This window comes from Acinetobacter sp. ANC 4470 (genome assembly GCF_002135335.1).
Taxonomy (GTDB): Bacteria; Pseudomonadota; Gammaproteobacteria; order Pseudomonadales; family Moraxellaceae; genus Acinetobacter.
Map to the genome: position 1 here is coordinate 527,948 of NZ_NEGC01000001.1, position 22,053 is coordinate 550,000.

General features: G+C 38.1%; 19 protein-coding genes and 1 tRNA gene. 9 read left to right on the forward strand and 11 right to left on the reverse strand.

The window, feature by feature from the left end; genetic code table 11:
* From dsbG to B9T25_RS02475, 4 genes are all read left to right on the forward strand, one after another.
* Positions 1 to 750 carry a thiol:disulfide interchange protein DsbG gene (dsbG, locus tag B9T25_RS02460; protein WP_086186879.1) on the forward strand — a complete coding sequence of 250 codons (750 nt, stop codon included), beginning with the start codon at positions 1 to 3 and terminating at the stop codon, positions 748 to 750.
* Between the two features lie 803 nt (positions 751 to 1,553).
* On the forward strand, positions 1,554 to 2,612 hold the full coding sequence (locus tag B9T25_RS02465; RefSeq protein ID WP_416202344.1) for an asparaginase: 1,059 nt from the start codon (positions 1,554 to 1,556) through the stop codon (positions 2,610 to 2,612).
* A gap of 269 nt (positions 2,613 to 2,881) precedes the next feature.
* Positions 2,882 to 3,115, forward strand: coding sequence for a hypothetical protein (locus B9T25_RS02470; RefSeq protein WP_086186881.1), 234 nt, complete (start codon positions 2,882 to 2,884; stop codon positions 3,113 to 3,115).
* Positions 3,116 to 3,235: 120 nt separating this feature from the next.
* Positions 3,236 to 3,311, forward strand: a tRNA-Thr gene (locus B9T25_RS02475).
* 79 nt (positions 3,312 to 3,390) lie between these two features.
* On the opposite strand, the gene B9T25_RS02480 is transcribed toward B9T25_RS02475, so the two are convergent.
* From B9T25_RS02480 to ahpC, 4 genes are all read right to left on the reverse strand, one after another.
* Positions 3,391 to 4,218: an SAM-dependent methyltransferase gene (locus B9T25_RS02480; protein WP_086186882.1), complete on the reverse strand. Its 828-nt coding sequence runs from the start codon at positions 4,216 to 4,218 to the stop codon at positions 3,391 to 3,393.
* Positions 4,219 to 4,223: 5 nt separating this feature from the next.
* Positions 4,224 to 5,522 (reverse strand): FAD-dependent oxidoreductase, encoded by a 1,299-nt coding sequence (locus B9T25_RS02485; protein WP_213032983.1) that lies wholly within the window; start codon positions 5,520 to 5,522, stop codon positions 4,224 to 4,226.
* A 418-nt stretch (positions 5,523 to 5,940) separates the two neighbouring features.
* A complete protein-coding gene (locus B9T25_RS02490; protein ID WP_086186883.1) occupies positions 5,941 to 6,828 on the reverse strand; it encodes a pirin family protein in 888 nt (295 codons plus the stop codon).
* Between the two features lie 166 nt (positions 6,829 to 6,994).
* Entirely contained in the window at positions 6,995 to 7,558 is a 564-nt protein-coding gene (gene ahpC / locus B9T25_RS02495; RefSeq protein WP_086186884.1) for an alkyl hydroperoxide reductase subunit C, read from the reverse strand.
* 220 nt (positions 7,559 to 7,778) lie between these two features.
* Between ahpC and B9T25_RS02500 the strand changes: the two genes are divergently transcribed.
* Positions 7,779 to 8,114, forward strand: a complete 336-nt coding sequence (locus tag B9T25_RS02500) for a hypothetical protein (RefSeq protein WP_086186885.1) — start codon at positions 7,779 to 7,781, stop codon at positions 8,112 to 8,114.
* A 98-nt stretch (positions 8,115 to 8,212) separates the two neighbouring features.
* Here B9T25_RS02500 and ssb read toward each other — a convergent pair whose 3' ends face one another.
* From ssb to B9T25_RS02515, 3 genes are all read right to left on the reverse strand, one after another.
* On the reverse strand, positions 8,213 to 8,821 hold the full coding sequence (ssb, locus tag B9T25_RS02505) for a single-stranded DNA-binding protein (RefSeq protein ID WP_086186886.1): 609 nt from the start codon (positions 8,819 to 8,821) through the stop codon (positions 8,213 to 8,215).
* A gap of 51 nt (positions 8,822 to 8,872) precedes the next feature.
* Positions 8,873 to 10,237, reverse strand: coding sequence for an MFS transporter (locus B9T25_RS02510; protein ID WP_086186887.1), 1,365 nt, complete (start codon positions 10,235 to 10,237; stop codon positions 8,873 to 8,875).
* 148 nt (positions 10,238 to 10,385) lie between these two features.
* Complete coding sequence (locus B9T25_RS02515; protein WP_086186888.1) at positions 10,386 to 11,471, reverse strand: DUF475 domain-containing protein; 1,086 nt, start codon at positions 11,469 to 11,471, stop codon at positions 10,386 to 10,388.
* A gap of 232 nt (positions 11,472 to 11,703) precedes the next feature.
* Between B9T25_RS02515 and tenA the strand changes: the two genes are divergently transcribed.
* A complete protein-coding gene (gene tenA, locus B9T25_RS02520; RefSeq protein ID WP_086186889.1) occupies positions 11,704 to 12,375 on the forward strand; it encodes a thiaminase II in 672 nt (223 codons plus the stop codon).
* An 89-nt stretch (positions 12,376 to 12,464) separates the two neighbouring features.
* Here tenA and B9T25_RS02525 read toward each other — a convergent pair whose 3' ends face one another.
* Together B9T25_RS02525 and B9T25_RS02530 are read right to left on the reverse strand one after the other, a co-directional pair.
* Complete coding sequence (locus tag B9T25_RS02525; protein WP_086186890.1) at positions 12,465 to 12,806, reverse strand: GlpM family protein; 342 nt, start codon at positions 12,804 to 12,806, stop codon at positions 12,465 to 12,467.
* A gap of 57 nt (positions 12,807 to 12,863) precedes the next feature.
* The gene (locus B9T25_RS02530) at positions 12,864 to 13,217 is read right to left on the reverse strand and encodes a DUF1304 domain-containing protein (protein WP_086187037.1); all 354 of its coding nucleotides are present in this window, start codon (positions 13,215 to 13,217) and stop codon (positions 12,864 to 12,866) included.
* A gap of 245 nt (positions 13,218 to 13,462) precedes the next feature.
* Here B9T25_RS02530 and uvrA point away from each other — a divergent pair, with 245 nt between their 5' ends.
* Positions 13,463 to 16,294 carry an excinuclease ABC subunit UvrA gene (gene uvrA, locus B9T25_RS02535; protein WP_086186891.1) on the forward strand — a complete coding sequence of 944 codons (2,832 nt, stop codon included), beginning with the start codon at positions 13,463 to 13,465 and terminating at the stop codon, positions 16,292 to 16,294.
* 11 nt (positions 16,295 to 16,305) lie between these two features.
* On the opposite strand, the gene B9T25_RS02540 is transcribed toward uvrA, so the two are convergent.
* Entirely contained in the window at positions 16,306 to 18,087 is a 1,782-nt protein-coding gene (locus B9T25_RS02540; protein WP_086186892.1) for a P-loop NTPase fold protein, read from the reverse strand.
* Between the two features lie 92 nt (positions 18,088 to 18,179).
* Here B9T25_RS02540 and B9T25_RS02545 point away from each other — a divergent pair, with 92 nt between their 5' ends.
* A complete protein-coding gene (locus tag B9T25_RS02545) occupies positions 18,180 to 18,995 on the forward strand; it encodes a toxin-antitoxin system YwqK family antitoxin (RefSeq protein ID WP_086186893.1) in 816 nt (271 codons plus the stop codon).
* A gap of 180 nt (positions 18,996 to 19,175) precedes the next feature.
* On the opposite strand, the gene blaOXA is transcribed toward B9T25_RS02545, so the two are convergent.
* Positions 19,176 to 20,030 (reverse strand): class D beta-lactamase, encoded by an 855-nt coding sequence (blaOXA, locus tag B9T25_RS02550; RefSeq protein ID WP_416202345.1) that lies wholly within the window; start codon positions 20,028 to 20,030, stop codon positions 19,176 to 19,178.
* Positions 20,031 to 21,119: 1,089 nt separating this feature from the next.
* Between blaOXA and omp33-36 the strand changes: the two genes are divergently transcribed.
* On the forward strand, positions 21,120 to 22,001 hold the full coding sequence (gene omp33-36, locus B9T25_RS02555) for a porin Omp33-36 (RefSeq protein WP_086186894.1): 882 nt from the start codon (positions 21,120 to 21,122) through the stop codon (positions 21,999 to 22,001).
* Positions 22,002 to 22,053 lie beyond the last annotated feature (52 nt).

Genomic DNA, 22,053 nt, shown 5'->3' on the forward strand with positions numbered 1-22,053 from the left:
ATGAATATATTGATACAACGTATCCTCATTGCCATGGTGTTTGCAGGCAGTGCAACTTTCGTTTCAGCCAAAACAGATATCAAAAAACATATTGAGCAAGAAGGGTTTCAGTTCGTTAAACAAATTCCTGCGCCAACAGGTCTGACTGGTTGGGTGGGACATAACAACCAACACCCTGCGACCGTATTTATTTCGAATGATGAGCAATATTACATTGTGGGTGACTTATACAATGCCAAAGCAACGAATCTCTCCCTTGATGCCATCAATGAACATGCCAAAGATGCCGTACTAGATGACGTGTGGAAAACCTTAGAAAAATCGACATGGATTCAAGATGGTCAAAAAGATGCGCCACGTATTGTGTATGTCTTTTCAGATCCAAACTGTCCGTACTGTCATAAATTTTGGCAACAAGCGCGTCCATGGGTCAACGCTGGCAAAGTACAACTACGTCACATTCAAGTTGGCGTAATACGTGAAGAAAGCCGTGCTCAAGTTGCGTCTTTACTCATGTCAAAAGATCCAGAAGCTGTGTTCACAGATATGAATATAAATAAAGGTAAAAAAAGCTTAAAACAGGCAGAAAAGATTCCAACAGAAATTGCAGAGAAAATTGATTTCAATCAGGGATTAATGGATAAATATGGGTTTTTCTCAACACCATCAATGGTATGGAGAGATAGTCATGGTGCTTTTAAATCTACTCAAGGTATGCCAAAAGATTTAAAAGAAATTTTTGAAAAATAAATTTCGTAAGCGTAAAATTATCTGTAGATACTCGTGAATTAAATGCTTATTAGACACATAAAAGCTTAAAATCTTTTTTGAAACTTAAGTTTTCCGAAAATTTAGATAATACGCATTATACGAAATCGAAAATGGGAACCTGATCTTCAAGATTAAAAGTTCACATTGTACTTAATCGTATATTTGCTACGAAACATGAAGCTTATACTAGCTTTGTGAACTGAGGGTAAAACTAAAATTTGTCATTTTTTTTATATTGTTTTCAATAATTTAAAATAGAAATGTGATTCCCTCTCTCGCCAAATTGTAAAGAACTGTACTCCAAAGCAGTAACAAAAGGCTTAAATCCAAAGGGTTTAAGCCTTTTGTTATCTGTAGCAATGATATTCCATATATTGCGATCGGGGTATATTTTGGGAAGACCCATACTAACCGATTCAAAGATAAAGCCTTTAAAGTCATCTAAAGATAAGAAGGCATTCAATGACACAAGAGGATATACATTAAAATTAAGAGGTGCCTTAGCCTTTATTAATCTCCTCTCTTAGATACATCTATGTCACGTCTTTGGCAAAAATTAGCATTCATACCATCAACATGACGGTTTTATCCGCAATAAAATAATTCATTCGATATCCTTACCTCCTCGCTCATTTAGCAAATATAAAAATGATTCGTCTTATATTTCTGATTACGAAATCCATATTTCAAATTTAGTATAGGCAAAACTAGTTTCTTTAGATTACGTTATAAGTGGTACAAAAAATGCTTGGATTGTACCGAACTTTTTATAAGGAAAAATGATGAAAAAGACACTTACGGCACTCACTTTAAGCCTCGGTTTACTATTACCCTTTTCAGTTTTTGCTAAAAATAATGTCGTGGTGGTTGCCACAGGTGGCACAATTGCAGGTGCAGGAGCCAGTTCCACCAACAGTGCAACGTACACTGCGGCCAAAGTGCCTGTTGATGATTTACTCAAGGCTGTTCCTCAAATTCAGAACCTTGCCAATGTCACTGGTGTACAAGCACTTCAAGTTGCATCCGAAAGCATAACTGACAAAGAGCTGCTAACCATTGCACGAAAAGTCAATGAATTGGTGAAAAAGCCAGATGTAAATGGCGTCGTGATCACGCATGGTACAGATACCTTAGAAGAAACCGCTTACTTTTTAAACTTAACCGTTCATACCGACAAACCTATTGTGGTCGTGGGTTCAATGCGTCCACCTTCAGCATTATCTGCTGATGGCCCTTTAAATTTGTATAGTGCTGTTGCTCTAGCAGCCAACGACAATGCAAAAGGCAAAGGTGTTTTTGTGCTCATGAATGATGATATTTTTGCAGCACGAGATGTCACCAAAACTATTAATATTCACACCAATGGCTTTGCTAGTCAGTGGGGCGCGTTGGGTACACTCGTCGAAGGTAAACCTTATTGGTTTAGAAATGTCGCAAAACGTTTTAATAATAGCTCTGAATTCAATATTGAAAATATTCAGGGCGATGCTTTGCCTTTGGTTCAAATTGTATATGGTTCTGGCAATATGATTCCCGATGCCTATACGGCATATGCAAAAGCAGGAGCGAAAGCCATTATTCATGCAGGTACGGGTAATGGATCTGTTGCAAAAAATATTGTACCCACTTTAAATGAGCTACAAAAACAAGGTGTGCAAATTATTCGCTCATCTCGTGTGCCGCAAGGTTTTGTATTAAGAAATGCTGAACAGCCAGATGATCAATACAATTGGGTCGTTGCACATGATTTAAATCCACAAAAAGCCAAACTACTGGCGGCACTTGCCCTCACCAAAACCAAAGATGCAAAAGAAATTCAGCGCATGTTTTGGGAATATTAAGATTTAACTCAAATGAAGAAAGTATTTACGGATACTTTCTTCATTCATCATTTTAAAAAGATTGATCGGCTGATCGAAAATTAAAAAATAACAGTCCACATCTTTTAAAATAAATTCAAGCATTGACTCAATCATGGCAAGAGACAATAAAAACTCAAAAAAATATCATAAAGCTGCAATATTTCCATGATAACAATTATATGACAGAGGCTTAAGTCGAATCATAGAAGCACATTGAATACATAGAAAACTGCTATTCGGGAGTAAATATGAATACCAGCAATAATTATGTCAAACAAATCAAGAATGCTAAACGTGGTGGCTACACCCCGACTCTTGCAAAAGATATCAACAAACATAAAATTCAAAAAGCCATTCGACTGATTGATCAATGGAGAAAACTGGCTAATGAACTAAAACCACAAATGCAAATTGATATGGCTTTAACATTAGAAGAATGTGCGCAAGACCTCGATCAAATCTTAAGGCGTAAATCCCTCTGATAAAATTAAAAGATTTCTGATTTAGGTTTATTTTTTAATGCTTAAAAATAGGTGGGCAATTCAATCGTTCACTTTTTGGCTTGCATTTTTAACCAGATTCGCTATTATTCACCCAACAACGCCGGCATAGCTCAGTTGGTAGAGCAACTGACTTGTAATCAGTAGGTCCACAGTTCGAATCCGTGTGCCGGCACCATGTTATACTTAGCCTCACTTTATCGTGGGGCTTTGTTGTTTTTGCAAGTTCATTTTAAAAAATTAAAATAGCATCATCATTACTGTGCGTTCTTTTTTGCACTAATTTGTACATATTGCACCAAACCATCAACATACAATTTATGACATAACTTTGCTGTCATCTGAATTTTAATAGCGTCCAAACCGAGCTGAGTTGGTTTCGATTGCTGAATATAACGTGAAAATCCATGTAAAACAGCTTTAGATAAATTAACAATTTCAATCTCATTAAAATCATCATCCTGCAAGGTTTGTGTCAAGGCGGATTCCGTCATTAAATCATCCAAATTCACATCAGCCGATTTTAACAACCACTTATATTTTTGCTTTTGTAGGGTAGTTAGACCCAACCATTTTTCAGACAAAATTAAATAATGAAAACCCAACCTCCCCTTTGAATTTAAAACATTCCCCACCGAAGCTAGAAATGAATTTAAATTTGAGTGATACGCAGCATCTATACAGAGCACCACATCAAAGCTGGCTTTGAATGGAATCTGTTTTAAATTTAAAAAGGAGTGTTGGTGAATTGCCACCAGTTGCGGCAGATGCTTTTGAATTTGAATCACACAATTGGCTTGTAATTCCACTGCTTCAATATATTGCAGCTGATATTGCTGTTGCCACAAAGCTAAACTCGCGCCCTGCCCACAACCTATATCAAGGAGTTTATCTGTTGATTTTAACTGCACGGCTTGCGCCAACTGATGAGCCAATTGACGGCAAGCTTTGGGATAGGATGACGTTGCATCATCCCAATAACCCAAATTGCTCCAAGCAAGCTCTGCGTCATCTCCTAACTGTTTTGCATTAATCGCATATTTATGTTGTGAAAAATCCTGACGAATCGCTTGAAGCCATTTCATGTGTTTTAGTAGCCAAGTTGTGGAGCAACCTCAACTTTAGGTTTTAATCCAACAAACGGCAATGGGGCATGAAAAATTTCTGCAATATGCATGGCTGAAGTCACGGCTGACTCTAAAAGGGGTAAACCATCACAAGACCATGAACCACAATAAAACACTTTACGGTTTGCGTCTTTATGGCGAACTTGCAGTTCTTTATTTAAAGCCACTGTTTCTGAGTCGACCACAGCACGGGTTAAAGTCACGGTTGAAATGATTTTTTTAGGATCAATGTCAATCACCGGTTGCCATGTTTGGAACACCGCTGTTTTACCCACTAAACTTGGTTCGACTGAATTCAACCACACTGTAAATTGTTGGCGGGTAAACTTACGATCCATCATATAACTGAGTACCGCCCAATCTTTACGCTTTGGCGGCATCACAGCTTGATCGGTATGAATCACCAATTTACCTTGTTCAAATTTGAATTTTTTTAACAAGGTAATGTCATCAGCAAACTGTTCAGCATTTAAGAAATTTTCAATTTTATTGGTCGGTGTTGCCACAATCACCCGATCAAAAACATATTGCTCACCCAAAGCATTTTCAACCAGTACGCCATTATCTTGTTCTTTGACTTGAGTAATTGTAGAACCCTTATGAATTTCAATCCCTGCAATCAATTTGTCCACCAATGCAGGTGTACCACCTTGGATACGCAATAAAGCATCGCCATCGGTCAATTGACGTAAAAAAATCAATAATGGTTTTGCCGGCCATTCACCAATGGTTTTAGAACTACAGGTGCAAATGGTATACAGCACTGGCATGACCACACCATGCCAAAATACCTCTTCTATATCATTGTTATTGATGAATTCAGCCAGCGTAATTTCTTGATCTTTTGATTTGAAAAATTTAGCGATGGCTGTTTTAAGTTGCAACATACCTTTGACTAAACGCCAACCGTACTGTTGAATCCCTTTACGATTGTTAATAATCGGAAAATTACCAATGCGACTACGTGTAGTGGTTAACCATGTTTCAGTACGGTCTTCAAATAACCAGCTACACGCCATATAGGTACGAACAGGGAAAGTTTTGATCCCCAAATAAGTTGCCAAACTTAAGGTGTTTTGCCACAAATGAGGATTCATTACTCGCAATGGCGCATCAATTAAGCCACCTTCGAATTCAATGCTATGGCTATCCATACCACGTCCAGGCAATGCTTCAAAAATCGTGATGCTATGCCCTGCATCTTTAAGAATTCTTGCGGTAGCTAGCCCAGCCATGCCACTACCAATAACTGCAATATCCAAAATTATTATCCGTCAGTTACATATAAGATTACTGAAATTATGAACCAAGCGCGATTAAAAGGCGGTATTAAAATATTCCAGAATCTATCTTTTTAACAAAAATCATCATGATGTATATCCATCCTATATTGACACTTACTCGTACAGAAAACCGCTTATAAAAAAATCTAAACACCCCTAATTACTGTTAATTATTTACCATAAAATCATATGTATAGATTAACCACATCGATAATGATTATTTTTCAAATCTTCAAAATCAGCTTATTCTATCTAGCAGAATCACTGGCTAACGGCATCACACTTGCATAGCAAATAACAATGTAAATGCTGTAAAAATAACAAAATACATTCCGCAACAAGCCCCTAAAAATTTAGGGGCTTGTTTATTTTTACAGCAACTGTTTGAAAGTCAGCATCAGCCTGTAACGGCGATTTCACCAAACTTACCACTGTTAAAATCATTAAATGCTTGCATGATTTCCTCTTTGCTATTCATAACAAAAGGACCATAGCCTTCAATTGGCTCATTCAGTGGTAAACCCGTTAACACCAAAAATTTAGTATCTTGCAGTGCTTCAAGTTGAATATTTGCTTCACCATCTTGAGCAAACAACACAATCGAGCTGTCCTGAACCTTTTGCGTTCCGTTCAAGAGCATTTCACCTGACAGCACCACAACCAAAACATTGTGATCAACAGGGACCTGAATATGATGGCGATGTTGTACTTTCAATTCACCATCCCACACATTCACAGGTGAAAAAGTTGAAGCTGGACCTGCATGTTCAGCATGATCCGCTATATAGCGACCTGCGATGACACGGATATGCCCTGCATTATCATCCAATTGAATCACGGGAATATCTTGTGCCTCAATCGCTTGATATCTTGGGGGTGTCATTTTGTCTGCTGCAGGTAAATTAACCCAAAGCTGTACCATTTCAAACAATCCACCGCTTTTCGCGAATTCCTCAGAATGAAATTCTTCATGCATTAAACCTGCACCTGCGGTCATCCACTGCACATCGCCCGTTTTAATCTGACCGCCACCACCACTAGAGTCTTTATGTGACACTTCACCTTGATACGCAATGGTCACAGTTTCAAAGCCACGATGTGGATGCGACCCGACACCATGTTGTGCCGTGGTTGGATTAAAATGATACGGTGCAGCATAATCCAATAATAAGAATGGGCTAATCGCTTGACCTAAACGATCATAAGAGAATAGATTTTTTACAGGAAAACCATCTCCGACCCAATGCATATTTTGGTTGCGATAAACACCAATAATTTTTTTCATCTGAATACTCCTATCTCTAAGTATTATATTGAGGTCAGTTTATGCGTTTTAAATATCTAAACCACAGTGATCAGCAGTACACTTCATTGTATTTTTAGAACGATAAAAATACAAAAAATCCAGAAGAAAAGTTCTGGATTTTTTGGAAGATGATCTTAACTTAAGATTAAATTTTACCAATCAAGTCAATTGAAGGAGCAAGCGTTGCATCGCCTTCTTTCCATTTTGCTGGGCAAACTTCACCAGGGTGAGTATGGACATATTGTGCTGCTTTCACTTTACGTAGAAGCTCTTGAGCGTCACGACCAATCCCCCCAGTATTAATTTCAACAATCTGGATCTTGCCATCTGGATCAATTACGAAAGTTCCACGATCCGCCAAACCTTCCGATTCAATCAGAACTTCAAAGTTTTTTGCCAAAGTCCAAGTTGGATCGCCAAGCATTGCATATTGGATTTTCTTAATTTCATCCGAGCTGTCATGCCAAGCTTTATGGGTAAAGTGAGTGTCTGTAGATACAGAATAAATTTCTACACCCATTTTTTGGAATTCAGCATAGTTATCGGCTAAATCACCGAGTTCTGTTGGGCAAACAAAAGTAAAGTCGGCAGGATAGAAAAATACCACTGACCATTTACCTTGAAAATCTTTTTCAGAGATTTCAACGAATTCACCACTTTTATACGCTGTTGCATTGAATGGTTTGATTTCAGTATTAATTAAACTCATGATAAATTCCTCTAGCTCGTTTCTGGGATTGCTTATGTTGTGAAGCTAGAATACAAAAACTTTAATAATTGGTAAAACCGTACTTTTTAATGAAAGTAATCGAAAAAATAGATTCGATATTTCTATCATTACTCTTTTTATAATCGTAAAACTCAATTCAATTTTAGGTTGACCAATACTCACTTGTTCTGTAGATTTTCTTTTTGAGTGGACAATTAAAATGATGTTTCAATCTCTTCTTGAACAATTCCAAGCCCTTCCTTCTGGCTCTGACAGCTTTAAACAACTCAAAAATAATTGCGAACTGCAAATCAAAACTGCTAACCTTTCTCTAGAACAAACAGCCCTCTTTCTAATTTATGGTTTTGCTAAAAATTATGTGTTGCTCTATGAAGATCAAGCCGTAACAGCTGATTTTTCCAATGCTGCCAAAACCCAGTTATTGACCTATATGCAACAATTGAATTCAGCCCTTCAAACGCAAGATAAAACACTCATTTTAAATAGCCTAAATCAGGTGACTCAAGACTATATGCACAGTTCCCGCGTGTTTTAATTCCATTTATTCATAGCTTATAACAGTATCTACAAGTCATAAAAAAACCCTTTGTTTTCACAAAGGGTTTGGATGATTCATAACCGCTTTTAGATCAGTTAAAACGGAAGATCATCATCTAAATCAGCAGGTGCAGTCGCAGGCGCTGAAGGTGTTGCTTGAGGTGCTTTAGGCTGGAAACCTGCTGGGTTATTATTGGCATAACCACTTTGCTGGTTGTTATTAAAACCACCTTGATTATTGCCATAACCGCTTTGGTTATTATTATTATTGTTGTTATAACCCGAGTTAGCGCCGCCTTGGTTATTATTGAAACGCGGTTGATTATAACTCGCGTTATCACCACCCGTGCTTTGCTCACCTTGCTGACGATTACCACTGTCTAACATTTGCATTTGTTCACCACGAATTTCTGTGGTGTAGCGTTCTTGACCACTTTGGTCTGTCCACTGACGCGTACGTAATGAACCTTCAATATAAACTTTAGAGCCTTTGCGTAGATACTGCTGCGCAATTTCACCTAAGCGGTTATGTAACACAATACGGTGCCATTCTGTTTGTTCTTTACGCTCACCAGTACTTTTATCCGTCCACGAATCGCTCGTTGCAATTGAGAACTGAGTAAGAGAACCACCATTTGGAAAAGTTTTGGTTTCAGGATCTTTGCCTAAAGTACCCACTAAAATTACTTTATTAACACCACGCATCAGACGTATTCTTCCTATTTATTACTATGTTTTACTTTATAAGAGTTATGCTTAAATGGCTACCTCTTTACCTAACAAGTGCGTTAAATCTTGTCGTGCAGCATCATCTATTTGCTGTTTATCGACTTTAATATAGGCAACCTGTTGATCGGGCATGACCACGACTTCTTCAATACCACGAATTGCCAAAAGTTGAGAAGTCCATTCATCCGTTTGTTTGCTTTCAGGCAAACGAATCACTAACGATGACAAATAACGTGGTTGAACCAAACCAAAGCTAATCAATAACCAAACCACGGCAATCGCGGTCAGAATCCCCCAACCCATTGCCGTATTGTTTAAAATTAACAGTTGCCCGCCAATCATACCGCCAAAAAATGCGCCTAAAAATTGACTACTGGCATTTACGCCCATGGCTGTTGCCTTGGATTGAATGGGTGCAGATTTGGACAACCAAGAAGGCAATAATGCTTCCATAACGTTAAAAGCAATAAAGAAAAATGCGAGGCCTAACAGTAAGATATATTTCGATTGATAGCCGAAAATCAGTACCAATAAACCTAAAACAATCCCACCAATCGCGGTTAAGAAAATACCGCGCATTTTGCGATATTTTTCCGCCAAAATAATACTGGGAAAAGCAAAAAACAGGCTGATCACCAGTAAAGGCAAATACACCAAACCATGACGAGAGAGTGGAATATCCGCAAATTCGATCAATTGGGATGGCATGTAAATGAACATCGCTGTGAGCAATAAATGCAGCGCAAAGACTGAAACATGCAGACGGTTTAAATCACCCATTTTCAAGACTTGTTTTAACTGTGTTACATAGCCTTGCTGATAATTTCGATGATGACGCGTCACTTTAGGCACTAAGAACAGCATTGAAATTGCGGCAAGACCCATAATTGTGGTCACCCAAAACAGTCCAGAAATACCGACCAAACTGGTTAACCAAGGCCCAAGACTGAAGGCGACCATAAAGGATACCCCAATACTCATGCCCATAACTGCCATGGCTTTACTGCGTTGTTCCTCACGTGTGACATCGGCAAGCAATGCCATCACCACCGCAGAAACAGCACCACCGCCTGCAATCGCACGACCAATAATCACGCCATAAATGCTCTCAGACATTGCCGCGACCGCACCACCAAGCGCAAACAACAATAAGCCTAAAACCACCAAAGGCTTCCGGCTAAAACGGTCTGCAAGTAAGCTAAATGGAATTTGTAAAATGGCTTGGGTTAAACCATACACCCCGACAGCTAAACCAATCAGCGCAGGCGTTGCACCTTGATATGACTGCCCTGCCACGGAAAACACAGGAATAATCATAAACAAGCCCAGCATACGCAGAGCAAAAATACTGCTTAAGGCAAAGGTTGAACGGCGTTCTAAAGCATTCATCATATCAATAAGCTTGGTTTTATGAGTTTAATTTCGATCGACTATCCTACAACATTCATATTACAGATGCTGCTTTATTCAAAGATAAGCCACCATAAAAAAAGGCGCATTTTCATGCGCCCTTATTGTAACCGTTTTTCTTAAACAACGATTAACCGATCTGTTCTTGACGCTTACGATATTGAATAGAAGCAAAGATTGCCCAAACAATAAATGCCACGCCAATTAAACCTGTGACCACTTCAGGAATATGTAAACCTGCACCACTTGCCAACATAATAAATGCCAAAGCACCGATGGCATAATGCGCACCATGTTCAAGGAATACATAGGCATCTAAGGTACCTTTTTCAACCAAGTAAATAGTCATTGAACGCACAAACATTGCACCAATCGCTAGCCCGAGCATGATGATTACCACGTCAGAAGTAATAGCAAATGCACCAATCACACCATCAAAACTAAACGATGCATCTAAGACTTCAAGGTAAATAAAACCACCAATACCTGCTTTAATGACACCTGTTGATGCACCACTTGCATCATGACTGACTGCATTACCGTCTTCATCAATTTCAGGTTCACCGCCTAACAAGTGACTGAGCACTTGCACACCGATGTAAACCACAATGCCCCAAATACCCGCCATGGTCACCACTAAACGCGCAGCTTCATCCACATTTGCCGCCATGATCAATAAGCCAATCAATGAAAGGAAAACTGACATTGCAGGAACATTGGCTAGATTAGATAACCGTGCTTCAAGCCATCTAAACCAGTGGGTATCTTTTTCACTATCAAAGAAGAAGTTTAGGAAAACCAACAATAGGAATGAGCCACCAAATGCTGCAATTTCAGCATGATGTGCCATCAATTTTGCAGAATAAAGCAGAGGATCATTGATCGCCATTTTCACAACGTCCAGCATACCCATGTCCGCAGTGACTGCAACAATCACAATCGGAAAGACTAGACGCATACCAAATACAGCAATCACAATACCGACGGTTAAAAAGATCATTTTCCAAAAATGATCCCAACCACGTAGTACCGAAGCATTCACCACGGCATTATCGAAAGAAAGCGACACTTCCATCACTGCTAAAATGGCAGTAATGGTCAATGCCGTGAACATGGTCTTTAAACCTGCTTCTGGACCATGGGTATAACCCCAATATGCAGAAATAGCCAGACACACGATCGTAAAAATGATTGAGAAACCAAAATGTTTCATCATGATAGATCGACCTATAGAAAAATATTTGTATCAATTAAATTCGGTAAAACTTAACAAGAGCGCTTAAGATTTTATGCGCACAATTATGACGACTTTTTCAGATTAATCCAAAGTTCTTCGTATGATTTTTTAGAGTAACCACACACTATTTATTTTGTCTCATATCCTCACATCATAACTCTTGCTATAGTCTCCGTCATCTGTAAATTCTTCTTTTCATTAGGATGACGACATGAGCTTTTCTCAAGATGTATGGCAACGAAATTTAGTGTTATATCAACAAACTTTAGCGCTGCCATTTAACCAAGAGCTTGCTCAAGGCACATTAAGCAAAGATGTGTTTAGCCATTATGTCATTCAAGATGCACATTATTTACTGGCTTACGGTCGTGCGCTTGCTGTCTGTGCTGCAAAAGCTTTTGACGCTGACGATGTAATCCAATTTTCTGAAGCGGCTAAGATTGCTATTGTGGTTGAACGCAGCCTACATGATAGCTTTATGCACGAATTTGATATTTCTAAAGTGCAATTTGAAACCACGCCACTCACTTTGGCTTGCCATCATTACACATCGTTCTTAACTGCAACGGCATGGTCTGAAAGCTACCCTGTGGTGTTGGCTTCGTTGCTGCCATGTTTCTGGATTTATGCGGAAGTAGGCAAAGACATTGTGAACCATTCAATTGCGAATAATCCATATCAAGCATGGATTGATACCTATTCAGGTGAAGACTTCCATCAAGCGGTACGTAATGTGATTACTACCATTGATAAAGTCGCTGCACGTTGTGATGCCGATACTCTGGAGAAAATGCATCACGCTTATACCACGGCTGCCAAACTGGAATGGTTATTCTGGGATAGTGCTTATGATCAAAGACAGTGGTTAGGCTTGGATGCTTAACTCTACTTTATCTCAGATCTGAATGCGTTGATGATCAATCCTCCCTCTTACGCCATAAATAGCGCAAAATTCGAGGGAGGGATTTTCTTTTATTGCTGAAACATCTGCCACCCATAAATCAATCCTGCCGCAGCCACAATCCAGCACACTGTAGCGATCCCTAGACATGACCACATCGACATTTTTGTTGCCAGCATATAAACCATCAACAAATAAATTGCATATGGAATCAGAGACCATAAACCAAATAATGCGGTTTTGCGTAAAGCTTCTGCGCCCTGTTGCTGTGACACAATCACATGCGCAATCAAGGCAAAAGTCGGAAAAAGTGGAACCAGACCTGCAATATAAAATGCCTTACTTTTAGAAAATATCGAAATCACCAGCACCGCAGCGGCACCTAACATACATTTCAAAAATAAAGCCCACATATTCACAGATCCAACAACAAAAACTTTGAGCCACTGAGTTTATGCCAATCGCGCTACCTAGAATATATTTAGCGCAATTAAAGCAATCAAAGCTGGCATCGCCTGAATATAAAGAATCTTTTTACTTGCCGTCATTGCACCATAAAGACCGGCAACCAAAACACAGCCTAAAAAGAAGTTAGCGAGCTGAATGGCAAATGGTGCAGATGCAAAGAGTGACCAAATCAATCCTGCGGCTAAGAAGCCATTATATAACCCCTGATTTTGCGCTAAAACTTTGGTCAGTTTTGCCTTTTCAGCCGTATTCCCAAAAGCTTTCATTCCTATAGGCTTATCCCACAGGAACATTTCTAAAATTAAAAAATAAAGATGTAAAATTGCAATAATAGCAATCAGAACCTGAGCAACAATCATGTGATTTCCTTTTTATTCTTCAGACGATATTGTGTATTTTAACGATGAATCTGTCGATATACTGAATTTTTACTTTTAAGTTTTTGACTTACAGGTACAAAGTAAGAGCATTACAATCTATTTATTTTAAATTCTTTACCGGTCCGACACAAAATGACGTTTAAATTCTTTTTAATACAGCTTGAACATTTTTCATGCGCTATCATATATAACCTTCAATTTGCACATTACCGAGATGTTTTATGAGCCAAAGTCATATCCGTATTCGAGGCGCACGTACCCATAACTTAAAAAATGTGTCACTCGATATTCCACGCGACAAGTTCGTGGTGATTACGGGACTCTCAGGCTCAGGCAAATCGTCCCTTGCCTTTGATACCTTATATGCCGAAGGTCAGCGTCGTTATGTGGAATCACTGTCTGCCTATGCGCGCCAATTCCTTTCGCAAATGGAAAAACCTGAAGTTGATTCTATTGAGGGTTTAAGCCCCGCGATTGCCATTGAGCAGAAATCAACCAGCCACAACCCACGTTCAACTGTGGGAACCATCACCGAAATTTACGACTATTTACGTTTACTCTATGCCCGTGTTGGGACACCGTACTGCCCTGAACATGATCTGCCGATGGTGGCACAAACCGTTTCAGAAATGGTCGATGCAGTCAAAAGCTTAGAAGAAGGCACAGCTCTCATGCTGCTTGCCCCTGTGGTACGTGATCGTAAAGGTGAATACACCAACTTATTTGAACAACTGCAAAGTCAAGGTTTTGTCCGTGCCCGTGTCGATGGCGAAGTGATGGATATTGATCCACCGCCCGAACTGGATAAAAAGAAAAAACATACCATTGAAGTGGTGGTCGATCGCTTTAAAGTCCGTGATGACCTCGGTAACCGTATTGCAGAAAGTTTCGAGACTGCGTTACGTTTGGGTGGTGATATTGTCATTTTGTCATGGATGAATGCCGAACATCCAGATCGCGTATTCTCTGCAAAACACTCTTGCCCAGAATGTGAACGTGCTGTTGGAGAACTCGAACCGCGTCTATTTTCGTTCAACAACCCCTTTGGCGCCTGCCCTGTTTGTGATGGTTTAGGTACGCGTAGTCATTTCAGCGCCGACAAACTGATTCCGAACAATGAAGTTTCGATTAGCCAAGGTGCGATTCGGGGTTGGGACAGACAGCGTCCGTATTACTACAGCATGATTGAAAAAGTTGCAGCGCATTTTGGCTTCTCTTTAGATACCCCTTGGAATGAACTGGATGCCGAAACCAAAAAGAAATTTCTTTATGGTACGGGCAAAGACAAAGTTAATCTCAGTTATATCGATGAACGTGGTCGCTCGCATAAACGCGTACAACCCTTTGAAGGTATTTTGCCACACCTTGAGCGTCGTTACCGTGAAACCGAATCGAATTATGTACGTGAAGATTTAGCACAATACTTGTCGAATGCAGCCTGCGATGCCTGTGATGGTTCACGTCTAAACGAGATTTCACGTAATGTTAAAATTTTAGACAAGACCATTGCCCAAATTACCAAGATGTCGATTGGTGATGCTGAACAGTATTATCAACATGTACATCTTGAAGGTGCAAAAGGTGAAATTGGCGATAAGATCTTTAAAGAAATTCGCGAGCGATTACACTTTTTGGTCTCTGTCGGTTTGAATTATTTAAGCCTGTCACGTTCTGCCGAAACCCTGTCAGGCGGTGAAGCACAGCGCATTCGTTTGGCTTCGCAAATTGGCGCAGGTCTCATGGGTGTCATGTATGTACTGGATGAGCCATCAATTGGTTTGCATCAACGAGATAACGATCGTTTGCTGGAAACTTTGGTGCGCTTACGCGACTTAGGTAACACCGTACTGGTGGTTGAGCACGATGAAGATGCCATTCGTGCTGCCGATCATATTATTGATATTGGGCCGGGTGCAGGTATCCATGGTGGGCATATTATTGCCGAAGGAACCTATGAAGAAATTTTGGCCAACCCGAACTCACTGACAGGACAATATTTATCAGGCAAGCTAAAAATTGCGATTCCTGAAGTTCGTACCCAACCACCAAAACCTGAAGAACAAATTAAGTTGATGGGTGCCTGTGGTCATAACCTACAACATGTCGATTTAACCATTCCTTTAGGCATTATGACGTGCGTCACGGGCGTTTCGGGTTCAGGTAAATCAACCCTGATTAACCGCACCCTGTTACCGCTTGCAGCAACCCAGCTCAATGGTGCAACCACGCTCACGGCTGAAAAGTTTGATTCAATTGATGGCTTACAATTCCTTGATAAAGTCGTCGATATTGACCAAAGTCCGATTGGACGTACCCCGCGCTCGAATCCTGCAACCTATACAGGTTTATTCACCCCAATTCGTGAACTGTTTGCACAAACGCCTGAAGCCAAAGCTCGTGGTTATGCTGCGGGTCGTTTCTCGTTTAACGTGAAAGGTGGTCGTTGTGAAGCCTGTGAAGGCGACGGTATGATTAAAGTGGCGATGCATTTCTTACCCGACATGTATGTGCCTTGCGATAACTGTCATGGCGACCGTTATAACCGTGAAACTTTGGAAGTCGGCTATAAAGGCAAAAACATTTCGGATGTTCTCGGCATGACCGTTGAAGATGCGATGCATTTCTTTGATGCCATTCCTGTGATTCACCGTCGTTTAGAAACGCTACATCAGGTTGGTTTGGGTTATATCCGTTTAGGTCAATCTGCGACTACGCTTTCGGGTGGTGAAGCACAACGGGTGAAATTGGCACGTGAACTGGCTAAACGGGATACAGGTAAAACCATTTATATATTAGATGAACCGACCACAGGTTTGCATTTCCATGACATTGCAAAACTACTGGATATTCTGCATGAGCTACGTAATAAAGGTAATACCATTGTGGTGATTGAGCATAATCTGGACGTGATTAAAACTGCCGACTGGGTGATTGATTTAGGACCTGAAGGTGGTGCAGGTGGCGGTATGATTATTGCCGAAGGTACACCTGAAGAAGTTGCTCAAAGTGAAGTTTCACATACCGCGAAGTTCTTAAAGACGATGTTGAAATAATTTGAAAGGGCTCATAAGAGCCCTTCCTTTTTAAAATTTTCTACTACAAATTCAATATTTTTCTTTTGAAATTGATCAGTACTCGCATTGTGTTTAGTCAATAAAATTGCTTTGATATTTTGCTTTATTAATGGGGTTAAATTTTTATCTATATTTTGCTTGAGGATTTTTGTCATCAATTCTCCTTTAGTTAGATTACTTAACAGAGTATCAGTTGATGATTGAACAAAAATAAAATCTTCCCAATCTTGTTGAGTAGCATGTTGTAATACTAATTCAGCCTTATTTTTTATACTTTTCTCTAAAACATATACTTTTAAGATATCAAATAAAGAAGGGAAACCTGCTGATGGATTATTTAATTTCCATCTCTTGATATACCAATGAAATATGTTTTCTTTTTTATAACCAAATGTTGTAGCCTCATCCCAAACATGCTCATAATCTGCGTACAATTCATTAATAAGCCACGCAAAAACAGCTCTCTTTAATTGTTTAGATAAATCATTTCGACCAAATTTTTTTAACAAAAAACAATGAAAATCCAAGCTTTCGAGATTATTAAAAGCTATTGATTCATAAGATTTTTGAAATAGATGATTGCAATAACTTGAATCAACTTCCAAATTTCGCCATTGATTCATTAAAATATCAAGCTGTTCTTTTATAAGATTATTATTTTCAGAAATTAACTCAGAATTAGCTAATTTACAAAGCATTAATATATCTGTACTATCTCTTTGCTCAAACCAATTCTTAAATTGAATAAACCAATAGTCATCTACATCAACAAAATCATAAGAAACATCCTTAAGTCTTTTTAAAATACCAGTAAGGTCTTCGTCCGAAAAGACTCTCTCTAATGTCTTTTCAATAGACATATCAACCCAACTTATTCCATAGGTTACTCCAAAATCCTCAATAAAATATCCTTGTAAAATCCTAATTAAAATTATTTTTTTGGTTGAATAAGTAACTATTTCAGGCAATTTCTCTCTAAAGTCTTTATATAACTTAATCACTTTCTGAAAAAATCTAAAATTATGAATTTCCAGCTTATCTGCGAATTCAACCATTAAATTAATAAGTTGATCATCCATTTCTTGAGAAAACTCTCGAATTAATGGCTCAACTGAATTAATAATGATAGTTTCATCAATCAATTTTTCTTTATATTCAGCATATTTGCTTTTGTTTTCACCCTCAGCTTTGTCTTCATCTAAAATCAAAATCACCTGACAATTTTTCTCTAATTTTAGTTGGTTCGCCAAACCCATAACATCTTTAATATCTAACTTATTCGACATCCGTTCAAAGTCATCAAAACAAATAATTGCATCTTTAACTTGAAGAAAAAGTAACGATTCTAAAATTTTTGCTGAAGCACTTACTCCATATTGAGAGACTTTCATATCTCTAAACTGAGCTACTGTGTTTTTGAAAAGCGTTGAAAACTCCCACTTATTACTATCCTTTTTTGCATAAGGATTAAGAGTTAACTTCGTACAAATGGCATTTTTTAAATCACTTAAATTTTCCATCCCAAAAAGCGAAATATATGCATATTTACGACAATCAAAAATGCTTTGATAATTCACCTTACTCGCTTCATAATAAAAATTGTTTTTATCTTCTATTTCTTTATTTGTTACGTCTTTTAAAAATTTATTCCAAAAATAAGTCTTCCCTACACCCCATGAACCTGTAATCGCTATTGCTGTGCCTACATTCTCATGCTTAATGTTATGCTCTAATCGTTCTTGAAGTCGTTTTCTTTTTTCTTGAATATTCATATTATATAGATTACAAAAATCATCGTGACCGCTATCAAAACAAATGCTGTCCAAATTTTCAATAAATTACTTTTCAAGAAAATTCAAAAACAATGAATAAAATACTTTTAACAATAATGATTAGCTTATGTTCACTTCACACCTTTGCCGAAGGCTATATCAATGAAAATATGGTGGTGTTTACATCCTCTATGGATGCAGAAGATAACCCATGGAAAGACCATCCTAAATGTATTCCAGTCATTCAAAATGGCGAATCCCCTAAAACATGGTATGTGCAATATACCTATCTAGATAACACCCCACTCACCTCAAAATACCTCACCACACAAAAACCTTCGACCCAACAAGTTGAATGCGAACATCAGATTCATTTTCCAGACAACATGCAAGGAACTGAAATTTTCGAAAGCTTTTATCCCAATGGAAAACCACGTAGCCTTATTGAATATACAGACGGTATATATAACGGCAAAATCAACTTCTGGTTTGCCAATGGTTTAAAAGAACAAGAATCAAATGTGAGCAATGGCATATCTAATGGTGAATACCGTATTTGGCATCCTAATGGTCAATTGGCTCTTTCAATGGGCTATAAAGATGGTCTGCAAAACGGTATAAAACAACGCTGGTATGAAAATGGTGAACCTTGGACTTATGTCCGCTTTGAAAATAGCAAAATGGTTGGTGAACTTAAACAATGGTACAGAAATGGCAAACTAGAACGCTTGGGAACATACAGAGATGGCTTACGTCATGGCACGTATAAATCTTGGTATGAAAACGGCAACTCTGAAGCGACTTTAAATTACCAAGCAGGAAAAATTATAGATGCCCAATGTTGGGATGAATCCGCTAAAACCATGAGTACAAAAACCTGTAGATCCAAATTTAGCGATGAAGAATAATCAAGGTTCAATCCATCATTAAATTTATACGTTGATGAAGAGGGAAACTATCATTTTTTATCTACATTTTTCCCTTTCACTTTTATCTTAAACAAAAACTAATCTACTTTTTCTCATAGAACTGTCAATGAAACGATAACGACACAAATATTTTAAATGCATATTTCTATAGTTTTGCTTTTAATAAAGATAAAAGAATAATTCCAACTTATCCAAGATATCTAAAGTCAGTTGCTTACGTTCACCGACATCATCACCATCCTGCATTTGCATATTTAAAGAAAATGCGGTGATTTTCCCATTCGGTTGCTCTACCCAACCTGTATACCAACCCACTTGAGGTTGCGACTTAGGACTACCCCAACCACTTTTTGCATACAGCTTTACATCACCCCGACGCTCTATATAAAGCATGTCCTTTACTTGTTGCTGCACAGTCGCATCAAAAGGAAGTTGCTTGGTTGCCAATTGATAGGCAAATTTCGCTTCTTGTTCAGGCGTTATCGTTAATGGGCCATCAAGCCAAAAACGATCAAACTGTTGACCAATCTTTTGATTGCCATATTGAACATTCTTAATTTCTTTACGCATCAAATCGAGCCCAATACGTCGAGCAAGTTGTTGATAAACAGGAACTGCTGAAAGCTGCATGGCTTGTGCCAAAGTCATATCCTTTTCCCATGCTGGAAATGAACGCTTTTCACCATTCCATTTAAATACTTCTGTATTGGTGACTTTTTTATGTTGTAAACCAATTAAAGCATTTAATATTTTAAAAGTTGATGCTGGAATATACGAATTCTTGGCACGTTGTAGATCATTGCCATAACTGTGATAATTTTGACCATCAAATGTCACAAAAACAGCATGCTTCCCTGCTTCATCAAACAGCTTTGGAATGTCGGCACTTCGGCTATTCGGTATTAAATTTTGGGCTTTGGCTTGTAAATCAGGTTGTGCAATTAAATTGCTGGTACTGCAAGATGCAACACCCACCGCGATAAATAATATTCCAAAAAATCTGAGCTTCATCATCATTATATGACCAAAATATTTTTTAATATCGTGCTTTCAATCCTATATAAAAACAGAGAACAATCCCAAAATAATTGTAATTTTTGAAAAAATATCATTGAGCACAACAAGTAAATATTTACACACGTAACAAACCTATGCTCAATACACCGTATTGGAGCAAATCAAAGTCATTCCTCAACAGAATTTTTGATCTTCTCGAAATTATTGGCTAAAAAACCAGTTTTCTTTAAAATTGGTTTTTTTATTCTTTCAAATGAGTCAACAATTCTAAAACCGAATAAATAAGCACCCAATTGGTGTGAAAGTGTTCTAGGGTTCATCTTTTTCATAAATCTTAGAATATTAAATCCAACAATAAACAATTCATTCACAAACCTAAAAGCAAAACTACAGCAACCCCACGATTTGATTAATCATGTTTATATTTGAATATTGTCTTGCTGAGTTTGAAGACAAGTGTAAAAAATGTGACAAAAAAAACCCAACTTTGGGGAAAGTTGGGCATATAAAACAAAAACTTTTCTATGGAGAATCAAATCACCATCACATTATTTCAATCTAATATGACTTGATCGCTCCATTATGTAAAAAATACCCAAATAAGTAAAGCCTATAAAAACAGTCGGTTTTCAAATTAGCCAGCAAAACAAAGTAAAAATGTGAAACATGTCGCAAAATCAAGACCAGCACGTTTATTTTTTAAGCAAGAACGAATTTCACAACTCAAATTCCTTACAAAAATTTACACTACATTAAAAATATGATAAATGCATCACGCTATAACCAGTAATATCAATTGTTTTTAGCTATCAAAAACAAAATATTAATCTAATTTAACGTTGTGAAAATTATCTTTATTTCATCAGTTTTGCAAAAAAACCAGTCCAGTTAATACACATATTCTTTTGTTCTGAAAAAAGTTTTTAGCGTTGACACGCAATCTTCTGTTTGCTTGTTTTTTTAAACACTTACAACATGTAGAGTAAAAACTCAATAAAATAATGTCTTTTTAGTTCATTGACTTAATGTTTTGTTACAATACAATGCCTACTGTTTAATCCATTTTTAACAGAACTGGTAATTATTATGAAAAAACTCGGTTTAGCCACTGCTTTATTATTAGCCATGACCGGCGCTCAAGCATATCAATTCGAAGTACAAGGTCAATCTGAGTACATCGATGCTACAGTAAATGACAAAGACTTTACTGGTGGACTACAGGGTACTTATTACCTTAAAAATGTTGATACCGCTAAAGGTCCATTGGCTGAAGCAGCTTTCTTAAACCAAGCATCTAATGTTTCTGTAGCATATAACTATGGCGAATTAGGTTCACAAGGTCTTGATGTTGTTGCACACAACTACGGCGTTAAAGCTGAAGCTTATGTACCAACCAAGATCGTACCTGTATACGCAAGTGCTTCTTATAGCCATACGCTTCTAGATGCAAAAAATGCTGCATCTACAGTACTTGAAGGTAACGGCGACCGTTATGCTTTAGAACTTGGTGCTGTTGTTGTACCTAACTTCTTGGTTGCTGTGGGTTATACCAGCGTTGCTGACCAAGCTGCTGTTGATGCCTTTAATGTTATGGGTAATGGCGTTGCTAAAGCTGTTGCTGAAACAGCTACAATTGGTCGTGACCAAGACGCTATCACTGCACGTACTAAATATGTTGGTGCAATTGACGGTACTAACATGGCAATTGGTTTTGAGACAGGTCTCATCTACGGTGAAGACACAGCTTACCAGTTAAAAACTGATCTTTTCGTAACACCAAAATTAAGCGTTGGCGCGTCTTACGCAGAATCTAGTTTTTCTGGTACTCCAGACTTAGCTTGGGGTGCGAACGTAAATTACTTCATCACTCCAGCTGTTGCTGTTGGCGCATCTTATGTAAATGCCAATGCAGAACAACTTGCGCTTGACACTCAAACTGTTGGTGTAAACGCTAAATTCCGCTTCTAATTCATTTTAGAAACTGAATAAAAAAAGGACTCCATGTGAGTCCTTTTTTATT

Excerpts from the sequence above, each read along its gene's own strand:
- B9T25_RS02500 (WP_086186885.1), top strand. The coding sequence starts at position 7,779 with ATGATGTTTCAATCTCTTCTTGAACAATTCCAAGCCCTTCCTTCTGGC.
- omp33-36 (WP_086186894.1), top strand. The coding sequence starts at position 21,120 with ATGAAAAAACTCGGTTTAGCCACTGCTTTATTATTAGCCATGACCGGC.
- B9T25_RS02490 (WP_086186883.1), bottom strand. The coding sequence starts at position 6,828 with ATGAAAAAAATTATTGGTGTTTATCGCAACCAAAATATGCATTGGGTC.
- tenA (WP_086186889.1), top strand. The coding sequence starts at position 11,704 with ATGAGCTTTTCTCAAGATGTATGGCAACGAAATTTAGTGTTATATCAA.
- ahpC (WP_086186884.1), bottom strand. The coding sequence starts at position 7,558 with ATGAGTTTAATTAATACTGAAATCAAACCATTCAATGCAACAGCGTAT.
- B9T25_RS02545 (WP_086186893.1), top strand. The coding sequence starts at position 18,180 with ATGAATAAAATACTTTTAACAATAATGATTAGCTTATGTTCACTTCAC.
- blaOXA (WP_416202345.1), bottom strand. The coding sequence starts at position 20,030 with ATGATGAAGCTCAGATTTTTTGGAATATTATTTATCGCGGTGGGTGTT.
- dsbG (WP_086186879.1), top strand. The coding sequence starts at position 1 with ATGAATATATTGATACAACGTATCCTCATTGCCATGGTGTTTGCAGGC.
- B9T25_RS02515 (WP_086186888.1), bottom strand. The coding sequence starts at position 11,471 with ATGATGAAACATTTTGGTTTCTCAATCATTTTTACGATCGTGTGTCTG.
- uvrA (WP_086186891.1), top strand. The coding sequence starts at position 13,463 with ATGAGCCAAAGTCATATCCGTATTCGAGGCGCACGTACCCATAACTTA.
- B9T25_RS02470 (WP_086186881.1), top strand. The coding sequence starts at position 2,882 with ATGAATACCAGCAATAATTATGTCAAACAAATCAAGAATGCTAAACGT.
- B9T25_RS02525 (WP_086186890.1), bottom strand. The coding sequence starts at position 12,806 with ATGTGGGCTTTATTTTTGAAATGTATGTTAGGTGCCGCTGCGGTGCTG.
- B9T25_RS02540 (WP_086186892.1), bottom strand. The coding sequence starts at position 18,087 with ATGAATATTCAAGAAAAAAGAAAACGACTTCAAGAACGATTAGAGCAT.
- B9T25_RS02510 (WP_086186887.1), bottom strand. The coding sequence starts at position 10,237 with ATGATGAATGCTTTAGAACGCCGTTCAACCTTTGCCTTAAGCAGTATT.
- ssb (WP_086186886.1), bottom strand. The coding sequence starts at position 8,821 with ATGCGTGGTGTTAATAAAGTAATTTTAGTGGGTACTTTAGGCAAAGAT.
- B9T25_RS02480 (WP_086186882.1), bottom strand. The coding sequence starts at position 4,218 with ATGAAATGGCTTCAAGCGATTCGTCAGGATTTTTCACAACATAAATAT.
- B9T25_RS02465 (WP_416202344.1), top strand. The coding sequence starts at position 1,554 with ATGAAAAAGACACTTACGGCACTCACTTTAAGCCTCGGTTTACTATTA.